General features: G+C 72.1%; 10 protein-coding genes. 3 read left to right on the top strand and 7 right to left on the bottom strand.

Annotated features, from left to right (window positions below; translation table 11 throughout):
- Nucleotides 1-25: 25 nt before the first annotated feature.
- Complete coding sequence (gene rfbA, locus GV126_RS33775) at nt 26-895, bottom strand: glucose-1-phosphate thymidylyltransferase RfbA (protein WP_159674980.1); 870 nt, start codon at nt 893-895, stop codon at nt 26-28.
- Nucleotides 896-1,088: 193 nt separating this feature from the next.
- Here rfbA and GV126_RS33770 point away from each other — a divergent pair, with 193 nt between their 5' ends.
- Nucleotides 1,089-2,102 carry a Gfo/Idh/MocA family protein gene (locus GV126_RS33770; RefSeq protein WP_159674978.1) on the top strand — a complete coding sequence of 338 codons (1,014 nt, stop codon included), beginning with the start codon at nt 1,089-1,091 and terminating at the stop codon, nt 2,100-2,102.
- Between the two features lie 100 nt (nt 2,103-2,202).
- On the opposite strand, the gene GV126_RS33765 is transcribed toward GV126_RS33770, so the two are convergent.
- The 4 genes from GV126_RS33765 to GV126_RS33750 are packed head-to-tail and all read right to left on the bottom strand — an operon-like array spanning nt 2,203 to nt 5,029.
- Nucleotides 2,203-2,811: a dTDP-4-dehydrorhamnose 3,5-epimerase family protein gene (locus GV126_RS33765; protein WP_159674976.1), complete on the bottom strand. Its 609-nt coding sequence runs from the start codon at nt 2,809-2,811 to the stop codon at nt 2,203-2,205.
- 18 nt (nt 2,812-2,829) lie between these two features.
- On the bottom strand, nt 2,830-3,486 hold the full coding sequence (locus tag GV126_RS33760; RefSeq protein ID WP_159674974.1) for a sulfotransferase family protein: 657 nt from the start codon (nt 3,484-3,486) through the stop codon (nt 2,830-2,832).
- A 15-nt stretch (nt 3,487-3,501) separates the two neighbouring features.
- On the bottom strand, nt 3,502-3,948 hold the full coding sequence (locus GV126_RS33755; RefSeq protein ID WP_159674972.1) for a carboxymuconolactone decarboxylase family protein: 447 nt from the start codon (nt 3,946-3,948) through the stop codon (nt 3,502-3,504).
- Nucleotides 3,949-4,000: 52 nt separating this feature from the next.
- A complete protein-coding gene (locus tag GV126_RS33750) occupies nt 4,001-5,029 on the bottom strand; it encodes a methyltransferase (protein ID WP_159674970.1) in 1,029 nt (342 codons plus the stop codon).
- 216 nt (nt 5,030-5,245) lie between these two features.
- Here GV126_RS33750 and GV126_RS33745 point away from each other — a divergent pair, with 216 nt between their 5' ends.
- A complete protein-coding gene (locus GV126_RS33745) occupies nt 5,246-5,863 on the top strand; it encodes a mycothiol-dependent nitroreductase Rv2466c family protein (protein WP_159674968.1) in 618 nt (205 codons plus the stop codon).
- A gap of 6 nt (nt 5,864-5,869) precedes the next feature.
- On the opposite strand, the gene GV126_RS33740 is transcribed toward GV126_RS33745, so the two are convergent.
- Entirely contained in the window at nt 5,870-6,748 is an 879-nt protein-coding gene (locus GV126_RS33740; protein WP_159674966.1) for an NmrA/HSCARG family protein, read from the bottom strand.
- Nucleotides 6,749-6,846: 98 nt separating this feature from the next.
- Entirely contained in the window at nt 6,847-7,575 is a 729-nt protein-coding gene (locus GV126_RS33735) for an SDR family oxidoreductase (protein WP_159674964.1), read from the bottom strand.
- A 241-nt stretch (nt 7,576-7,816) separates the two neighbouring features.
- On the opposite strand from GV126_RS33735, the gene GV126_RS33730 reads away from it, so the two are divergent.
- Nucleotides 7,817-9,120, top strand: a 1,304-nt coding sequence (locus tag GV126_RS33730) for an FAD-dependent monooxygenase (RefSeq protein WP_159674962.1), incomplete at its 3' end; no start/stop codon positions are given.

The raw sequence follows: 9,120 nt of genomic DNA, 5'->3' as shown, positions 1-9,120 counted from the left end.
GTCTGCAGGGGTGCGGTGCGGGGCGTCAGCCGGCCTTGGCCATCTCCATGACGTACTGGCCGTAGGAGGAGTGGGCGAGGCGGCTGCCGAGCCGGTAGCAGGACTCCCGGTCGATGTAGCCCATGCGCCAGGCGATCTCCTCCAGGCAGGCGATGCGCACGCCCTGGCGGTGCTCCAGGACCTGCACGTAGTCCCCGGCCTCCATGAGCGCGTCGTGGGTCCCGGTGTCCAGCCAGACGAAACCGCGGCCGAGCGGGATCAGCGTGGCCTCGCCGCGCTCCAGGTAGACCCGGTTCAGGTCGGTGATCTCCAGCTCGCCGCGCTCGGAGGGCCGCAGCTGCCGGGCGATGTCCACCACCTGGTTGTCGTAGAGGTACAGCCCGGTGATCGCCATGTTGGTCTTCGGATTGGCCGGCTTCTCCTCCAGGGCGATGAGCCGGCCCTGCTCGTCGAGGGTGCCGACGCCGTAGCGCTCGGGATCGCGCACCGGGTAGCCGAACAGGACGCATCCCTTGATGTCCTGCGCGGCCCGCCGGAGCATGGGCCCGAACTCGTAGCCGTGGAAGATGTTGTCGCCCAGCACCAGGGCGACGGAGTCGTCCCCGATGTGGTCCTCGCAGACCAGGAACGCGTCCGCGAGACCGCGGGGCTTGTCCTGCTCCGCGTAGGTCAGGGTGATGCCCAGCCACGAGCCGTCGCCCAGCAGCCGCCGGAACATCTCCGAGTCCTGGGGCGTGGTGATGATCTCGATCTCGGTGATCCCCGCCAGCATCAGAGCGGAAAGCGGGTAGTAAATCATCGGCTTGTCGTAGACCGGAAGCATTTGCTTGGAGACTCCGAGAGTGATCGGGTGGAGCCTCGTGCCATTGCCGCCGGCCAGGATGATTCCCTTCACCGTGGCGCCTCCTCAGTAACGTCGTGCCCCTAGGCAGTGCACGCACTTTATCGGTGTCGGCCACGGGGCCGAAAGGCTCACCGGAATCCCCGCCCCGAAGGGCCGATTTGTTGACAGACACGGGTCCGCTTACTCAGGCTGACGGCATACCGGTTCAGGCAAGCGCATTTACTGTCGTCGTTTAGGTGGACCAGTGGAAATCGACAATCTGACGCCCGTTCTCGAATCTGAGCAGAGGGCCGGTATCGGCATCATCGGGTGCGCCGACATCGCCGTGCGCCGGGCCCTCCCCGCGATCCACCGGTCGCCGTTCCGCCTCATGGCGGTCGCGAGCCGTTCTCGGGAGAAGGCCGAGGGCGTGGCGGCCGCCGCCGGCTGCGCGGCCGTCGAGGGGTACGAGCGGCTCCTGGACCTGCCCGGCATCGACGCCGTCTACATCCCGCTGCCCAACAGCGAGCACGCGGTGTGGGCCCGGCGGGCGCTGGAGGCGGGCAAGCACGTCCTGCTGGAGAAGCCCGCCGTGCCCGCCGAGGAGACGGCCCGCGACCTCGTCGCGCTCGCCGAGAAGAACGAGCTGGCCGTCATGGAGAACTTCGCGTTCCTCCGGCACCCCCAGCACGACCGGGCCCAGGCCCTGGTGGCCGACGGCGCGATCGGGCAACTGCGCTCCTACACCGGCTCGTTCGGTATTCCGCCGACCGATCCGCGCGGGATCAAGTACCAGGCGGACCTGGGCGGCGGCGCCCTGTGGGAGGTCGGCTGCTACCCGGTGCGGGCCGCCCAGGAGTACCTCGGCGCGTCGGCGCGGGTCCTCGGCGCGGGCCTGAAGTTCGACCCGGAGCTCGGCGTCGACGTGGCCGGGGCGGCCCTGCTCGGTGACGACGACGGGGTCACGGCGCACTGCTCCTTCGGCCTGTCCCACGGCTACCGGTCGGCCTACGAGCTGTGGGGAAGCGAGGGGCGGCTGGTCCTGGAGTGGGCGTTCACGCCCTCGGCCGGCGCCCGCCCGGTGCTGCGGCTGCAGCAGAAGGACCGCGAGACGCAGATCCTCGCCCCGGCCTCGGACCAGTTCCTCGGCGTGTTCACCACGTTCCACGACGCGGTGCGCGACCCGGCCGCGCGGGCGGAGCACCACGGCGACCTGGTCCGCCAGGCCGGCCTGATGGCCCGCATCCGCGCCCACGCCCTCACCGAGGGACCCCGCTGAGCGGCGGCCGGCGGGGCCCGCACGGCGCGTGCGGGAACACGGAGAAGGGCGGTCGGCGTCCGCAAGGACACCGACCGCCCCTTTTTTCGCTTTCCGCGCTCTACAGCCCGCCCGGCACCGCGGCCGGCGGGTGCGGCGGGCACTGCTCCCAGGTGGGCAGCAGGCCGGCCGCCGCCGCCTCGGCCAGGGTGGGCGCCGCCGCGTCCTTGTCCGAGCGGATCGGCGGCTCCTTCAGGTCCCAGGGCAGGGCCAGCTCGGGGTCGAGAGCGTCGATGTCGATCATCGTCCCCGGCACGTACTCCTGCGAGCACAGGTAACTCATGCACGTGTCGTCCGTCAGGGCGAGGAAGGCGTGCCCGACTCCGTCGGGCAGGTACACGGCCGTCCCCGTCTTCGGGCTCTGCAGCGTGACGTCGTAGTGGCCGAACGTCGGCGAGCCGACCCGGAGGTCGACGGCGATGTCCAGGGCGCTGCCCCGCACGCACGTGACGAACTTGGCCTGGCCCGGCGGCACCTTGGTGCCGTGGATGCCCCGCAGGGTGTTGCGCCGCGACACCGAGTAGTTGACCTGGCGGACCGTGAACTTCCAGCCGCTCGCCGCGAGCAGCGCACCGGCCCGCACCGATTCGAAGAAGTGGCCCCGGCGGTCGCTCAGCGGCTCGGGCTCCACGCGGTAGGCGCCGGGCACCGTCATTTCCGTTATCCGCACCGAAGGCTCCTCACCGGCTCAGGCGGCGGCCGGGGCGCCGGCCGCCCTGGCGATGCGCTGCCGCATGGACGCGGTGTCGTTGGTGCGCGGGAACTCCTCCTGCGGGACCTCGACACCGAGGTGGGCGCACAGCGGCTCCCAGCCCTGCTGTACGTCGTAGACGAGGACCCTGTCGGCGCCCAGGGCGCGCACCACGTCCTCGTTGTGCCGGTGGTAGACCTCGATGGCGTGGTCCTTGTCGGAGAACCGGCCGCCGAACAGCCCGTCCCAGACCATGGTGGTGGTGATGCGGAAGAGCCGGGCCTGGGGGCTGCCGGGCTCCGGCGGGTTCGCCGTGCTGCGCTGGGCGAACTGGTACAGGGTGTCGTGGGTGCTGCGGTACCAGCTCTCGGCGTCGCGCACCGTCAGGATCACCTTGGCGTCGGGGAACGCCTCGCTGATCTGCCGGTAGTACACGGCGCACGGGCCGTCCACCGCGGAGCGGTAGCCGTCGAACACGGCCGCCCAGGCGGGCCGCTCCCCGTCACAGACGATCTTTTCCCACTGCTGGAGCCGCTCCGCGTCGCCGACGATGTCGAACATGTGGAAGGAGGGGCCGAGGCCGAGGCGGTCCAGGGCCACCTTCAGCGAGGTCGTGCCGGTCCGTCCCAGACCGGCGTTGATGAGCTTGAGCACGGTGTCTTCCCCTCCTCAGCGCCAGGCCGCGTCTTCCTGGCGGGTGGCGACGTTCACCCGGTTCCAGAGGTTGACCAGTCCGATGTGCATGACCAGCGCCCCGAGTTGCTCGTCGGTGTAGTGCTGGGAGGACTTCTCCCAGACCTCGTCCGACGCCATGTCCTGGGGGTCGGTCATCAGCGTGACGGCCTCCGCCATCTCCAGGGCGTGGCGCTCGGCCTCGTCGAAGCAGGACTCGGTCCGCCAGTGGGCCACCCGCCGCAGGCGCGGGTCGGTCTTCGCCGCCTGGTCCGGGTCGTCGGGGAAGGTGTAGCCGCGGCCGTTGATCTGGCTGACGCGCAGCCGGATCAGGTCCAGCGTGGTCTGCGGCACGCCCACCTTGCCGATGACCTCGGTCAGGTCGAGCAGGGGCTGCAGGGCGCCGGGAACGACCAGGGAGGGATTGTCCATCCGTGGGGTCATCGGGTCTTCTCCTGTGCGGTATGCGGGAACGAGTCGGGTGGGTGCGGTGGCCTCAGACCGGGATGCCCTCGATGACCGAGATCGGCGCGCTGGTGGGAACGGCCCTGGTGAGTTTGAAGCCCGCCCGCGCGAACAGCTCGGTGTACTCGGCGAGCGTGCGTTCCTGGGCGCCGAGCATCAGCATCAGCCAGAGGTCGATGGTGTTGCCGAGGTGCTGCTCGTTGTGCTCCGGGATCACGTACTCGATGACGAGCAGCTTGCCCCCGGGGGCGATCGCCTCGCGCGCGTTGCGCAGCGCGGTCACGGCGTCGGCCTCGGAGAAGTCGTGGATGATGTGCTTGAAGACGTAGGCGTCGCCGCCGGCGGGGAGCTTGTCGAGGTAGCCGCCGTGCTCGATGGTGAGCCGGTCGGCGACTCCGGCCGCCTCGAAGAGCGCGGGCGAGTCGACGGTGGCGATCTTGGAGTCGTACAGGACGCCCTTGGTGTCCGGCGCCTGCCGCAGGATGCCCGCGAGGAGGTTGCCGCGGCCGGCGATGACGTCCACGACCGTGCCGAACCCGGAGAAGTCGTAGGCGGCCAGGATGGGGTCGGTCTCCGAGGCCGACAGCTCGCCGAACGCCTGGAAGAACACCCGGGCGTAGTCGGGGTTGGCGTGGAAGAAGTCCAGTGCGCCCATGCCGCGCAGCTTGGGCAGGTTGGGCTCGCCGGTCTCCACGGTGTCGTACAGGTGCCCCCATTCCTCCCACAGGGTGGGGTGGTTCATCAGCAGGGCGAAGCCGCGCATGGTGTCGGGGGCGTCCTCGCGGAGCTTGTCGGACAGCGGCGTGTTCGCGTAGCGGCCGTCCGGGCCGACCGCGAACACCCCGTGGCCGGCGAGGGCGCGCAGGACGCGGTGGGTCGCCTTCGCGTCGGACCCGACGCGCGCCGCGATCTCCTCGACGGACAGCGGGCCGCCGGCCAGCACGTCCGCGACGCCGAGCCGGGCCGCGACCGAGACGGCCTGGGTGACCACCGCTCCCTGGATGAGGTGGAGCAGTGCGTAGGAGTCTGATTGGTCACGGACCTCGGGCAGCACGGACATGCTTTTCCTCTCGGAGCGCCTTTTTGCGGTTTCTCGCGGATTCCAGACCATAGGGCGGCCATTCTCAAGGCCGCAACTTATCCATTCCCGCAATGCCACCCGGGCGTTCGACCGCGGAATTTGAGCGGTTGAACAGGGCCTGTCCAGTCCCGCTCCAGCGGCATTCCGGTGCAGCTCGTCAAATTGACCTGGTCCGGCTATGTCGAGGAGGCCCCCTTGCGGCACGACACCCCCACTCCGGTGGATTTCTGGTTCGACCCGACCTGCCCGTGGGCCTGGATGGCCTCCCGGTGGCTGCTCGACGTCGCCCGGCAGCGGTCCCTCGACGTGCGCTGGCACCTGATGAGCCTGACCGTCCTCAACGAGGGCCGCACCGGCCTGCCCGAGCGCTGGCACCGGGACCTCGCCGTGCGCATGGAGCCGGTGCGGGTGTGCGCGGCCGCCGAGCAGACCTACGGTCCGCAGGTCCTGGGCGGGCTGTACACCGAGCTCGGCACCCGCTTCCACCTGGAGCAGGCGCCCAAGGAGCACGCCACCTACGCGGCCGCCCTCGGCGCCGCCGGCCTCGACCCCGCCCTCGCCGACGCGGCCCGCACGGACGTCTACGACGACGCGGTGCGCGCCTCGCACCACGACGGCATCGGCCGGGTCGGCTCCGACGTCGGCACGCCCGTCATCGCGGTCGGCGACGTGGCGTTCTTCGGCCCCGTGGTGAGCCCCGCCCCGCGCGGCGAGGCCGCGACGCGGCTGTGGGACGGGGTGCTCGCCGTGGCGGCGACCGACGGGTTCTTCGAGCTCAAGCGCACCCGCACCCGCCGGCCGATCCTCACCTGACCGGTGTCAGCGGGCCGCGGCGGCCACGGGGGCCGTCCAGTTGTCGGCCAGCCACCTCTCCAGCGTGACCAGGTGGGGCCGGGTGCGGCGCAGCTCCTCCAGGTCGGCGCGGTAGCCCTCCCGCTCGAACCAGTCGAACATGTTGGCGAGGTCGGGGCGGGCGTTGCGCAGCGGCTCGATCGGCAGCTGCTGGTAGCGGGTCGGGACGCCGGAGACCGCCTCGAAGGCCGCGGCCATCTGCGGCCCGGTCAGACTGTCGCCGGCGATCTCCACCGTCCGGCCCAGCCATGCCCCGGGGTTCTCGAAGGCGTCCGCGGCGAACACGCCGATGTCGCTGGTCGCGATGAGCTGTACCGGGATCCGCGGGTCCAGCCACATGGCCAGCACCAGTCCGTCGCCCGACGGGCGCGGGGCGATGTCGAGCAGGATGTCGTGGAACATGACCGGGCGCAGCACCGTGACCGGCAGGTCGAGGGTCCGCAGGTACTGCTCCACGCGGTGCTTGCTCTCGAAGTGCGGGACCTGGGTGTCGCGGTCCGCGCCGCCGACCGAGCTGTACACGAAGTGCCGCACCCCGGCCCGCACCGCGGCGTCCGCCACCGCCCGGCCGTGGCGCTCCTCGGCCTCGACGCCGCCGGGCCCCCGGAAGGTCTGGACGCTGAACACCCCGTGGACCTCGCGCATCGCCGCCGTCAGCGAGGCCGCGTCGTCCATGTCGCCGCGGACCAGGACCGCGCCCGCCTCCTGCAGCGCCTTCGCCTCGGCCTTGGCCGGGTCCCGGACCAGGGCGTGCACGGTGCGGCCGCGCCGCAGCAGTTCGCGGGCCACCGCCCCGCCCTGCCGGCCGGTCCCGCCCAGCACCAGGATCGTTCCGTCAAGCGCCACTGTCTTCTCTCCATGTCTCGTGCCCGCCGGGACGCGCCCGGGCGGGCGGTGGGATGCGGCGGCCGCGCGGCGGCGGCCGTGGGTCAGGGGGCCGCGTGCTACCAGGGGACGGGCCCCTCGTCCGCCAGGCACACGCCCGACGGGCCGGACTCGTCCAGCAGGGCGAGCCGGACCACGACGGCGGCTCCCTCGACGGGTGTGCGCCGGCCGCGGTGGTGGTTCATGTCCGTGGCCACCACGCCGGGCAGGGCCGCGTTGACCTTGACCGGGGTCCCCCGCAGCTCCTTGGCGTAGGCGGCCGTGACCGCGTTCAGCGCGGTCTTCGACGACTGGTAGGCGATCATGTTCACGCCCGCCAGCGGAGAGTCCGGGTCCGCGTGCAGGGTCAGCGACCCCACGTGGCTGGAGAGGTTGACGATCCGGCCGGCCGGGGAGCGCAGCAGCAGCGGCAGCATCGCGTGGGTCACCGTGACCACGCCGAAGACGTTGGTCTCGTAGACCTCCCGCAGGTCGGCCGCGGTGGCCTCGCTGGGCCGTCCGGTGAAGGCGCCCGCGGTGCCGGCGTTGTTCACCAGGATGTCCAGGCGGCCGTGGCGCCGTTCGATCCGGCGGGCGGCCTCGGCCACACCCTGCGGGTCCGTCACGTCCAGCCGCAGCGCCGTCGCGGCGATGCCGTCGGCCGCCAGCGCGTCGGCGGCCTGCTTGCCCAGCGTCTCGTCGCGCGCGCCGACGATGACGACGGCCCCCCGCTCACCGAGCTGCCGCGCCGCGGCGAATCCGATGCCCTTGTTGGCACCGGTGACGAGTGCGACCTTCTCGTCCGTCACGTCAGCTTCCTTTCTGCGGCCGGTAATGCGCACATTCACCGGGTGAAGAAGAAACCCGAAGGCACCCGACGATATTGCTGCGGCACGGACGCATGCTCAAGCGTTCATCTCCCGCGTTCAATGGCACCGCTCGGCGGTCGAACGCCGCACACCCCCGAATTCCCGATCGTTGCGGCCCGGGATGTGTCTGAGTAGCTTCCCAATGGCCAACTATTGCCGCAGCGCAGAGGGCCTCAAAAGAATGAAGACAACTGACGTCATAGTGGTCGGTGCGGGGCCGGTGGGCCTGATGCTGGCCGGAGAACTGCGCCTGGGCGGGGCGGAGGTGGCCGTCTACGACCGGCTGCCCGCCCCCACCGAGGAATCCCGGGCGCTCGGCTTCAACCGGCGGGCCGCGGAGTCGCTGGACCAGCGCGGGCTGCTGCCCCGCCTGGGCGCCTTCCGGTGGGGCCCGATGGGCCACTTCGGCGGCGTCCGCTTCGACCTGGACATGCTGGACGAGGACCACAGCGGGGTGCTGGGCCTGTCCCAGACCAGGACCGAGGGGGCGCTGGGCGGCTGGCTGGCCGAGCTGGGCGTGCCGGTGCGCCGTGGCCGCGAGGTGACCGGCCTGCGCGAGACCGCCGACGGTGTCGTGGTCGCCTTCACGGGCCCCGACGGCCCCGGCGAGGAGAGCGCCCGGTACGTCGTGGGCTGCGACGGCGCCGGCAGTACGGTCCGCGAGCTGGCCGGCATCCCCGTCATCCGCTGGGAGTCCACCCGCGGCATGTACACCGCGGAGATCACCGGCGTCGCCCCGCGCCCCCGGCCGATCGGCGAACGGCTGCCCGGCGGGCGGATGGTGGTGTGCACCCCGCTGGGCGAGGGCCGCTGCCGGGTGGTCGTTCACGATCCCGAGCTGCCCGCCCGGCCGGAGCCGGGCGCGCTGACCTTCGCCGAGGTCGCCGCCGCGTGGCGGCGGCTGACGGGCGAGTCGATCGACGACGCCCGGTGCCTGTGGCTGTGGGCCTCGGGCAACTCCTCGGCGCTGGCGCAGCAGTACCGGCGCGGCCGGGTGCTGCTGGGGGGTGACGCCGCGCACGAGATCCCGCCGCTGGCCGCGTGGGGCCTGAGCGCCGGGCTGCAGGACGCGGCGAACCTGGGCTGGAAGCTGGCGGCGGTGGTCCGGGGCCGGGCCCCCGGCGACCTGCTCGACACCTATGACGCCGAACGCCGTCCCGTCGGCCGCCAGTTGATCCGCAACGCCCGCGCGGCGGCCAGGCTCTACCTCGGGGACGAGGCCATGGACCCGGTGCGGGAGGTGGTGGGCGAGCTGCTGGCCCACAAGGACGCCGCCGAGCAGGTCGCCGGCGTGGTCAGCGGTCTCGGCATCCGCTACGACCTGGCCGAGGGCGACCACCCCCTGCTCGGCCGGCGCATGCCCCCCGACACCCTCGTCACCCTCGCCGACGGCACCCGCCCCCGCGTCGCCGAACTCCTGCGCACCGGACGCGGCCTGCTCCTGACCGCCGACGAGGCCACCACCGCCGCCGCCCACGGCCACAC

This window comes from Streptomyces mexicanus, from assembly GCF_902506575.1.
Taxonomy (GTDB): Bacteria; Actinomycetota; Actinomycetes; order Streptomycetales; family Streptomycetaceae; genus Streptomyces; species Streptomyces mexicanus.
The sequence above is the reverse complement of the archived record's forward strand: the minus strand, read 5'-3'. Positions and strand labels throughout refer to the sequence as shown.

Coding starts and splice junctions, on each gene's coding strand:
- GV126_RS33755 (WP_159674972.1), bottom strand. CDS start 3,948: ATGACCCCACGGATGGACAATCCCTCCCTGGTCGTTCCCGGCGCCCTG.
- GV126_RS33750 (WP_159674970.1), bottom strand. CDS start 5,029: ATGTCCGTGCTGCCCGAGGTCCGTGACCAATCAGACTCCTACGCACTG.